The 532-nt window shown below is 62.0% G+C and carries 1 protein-coding gene; it reads right to left on the bottom strand.

Annotated elements, in window-relative coordinates; all coding sequences use genetic code 11:
• The coding region (locus AC1DTN_RS39070; RefSeq protein ID WP_477925608.1) for an extracellular solute-binding protein at nt 1-532 on the bottom strand (532 nt) is incomplete at both ends.

The following is a 532-nucleotide window of genomic DNA, read 5'->3' as shown; positions in this document are numbered from 1 at the left end:
ATCTTGGACGCCTTGTCCGACAGCTTCACCTTCGTGTTGACGGGCCCTGCATAGCTCTTTTCGCCGAAACAGGCCTGGCCCTCGCGGGACAGCACTTCGTCGATGTACTTCAGCGCGAGGGCTGGCGACTTTCCGCCCTTCGGAATGACCAGCGCAGGAAGAATGCCGATCGCCCCTTCCTTGGGGAACACGACAGCAAGCGGCAGGCCCTTGTCGATGGCCGCGCCCGCACGGTCCGGGTACCAGACGGCGATCGCGATCTCCTTGCGCTCGAACAGCGACACGAGTTGGTCGGCTTGCGTGTACTGCGTGACGGATGACTTGGCGAGCGGCTTGATCGCTTCGAAGCCGGGATTGACGTTGGTGAGCGTGCCTCCCTTCATGCGATTGAGCGCAATGAGCAGATGCGCCCCTGACGTCCCGCTGATGTCGCCGATCGCCAGCTTTCCTTCGTATTCGGGTTTGTACAGGTCGCTCCACGAGGTCGGCGGTGTCTTGATCTGCGTGGTGTCGTAGACGATGAGCGTGGCGC

This window comes from Rhizobium sp. 01T444 (assembly GCF_056398305.1).
The sequence above is the reverse complement of the archived record's forward strand: the minus strand, read 5'-3'. Positions and strand labels throughout refer to the sequence as shown.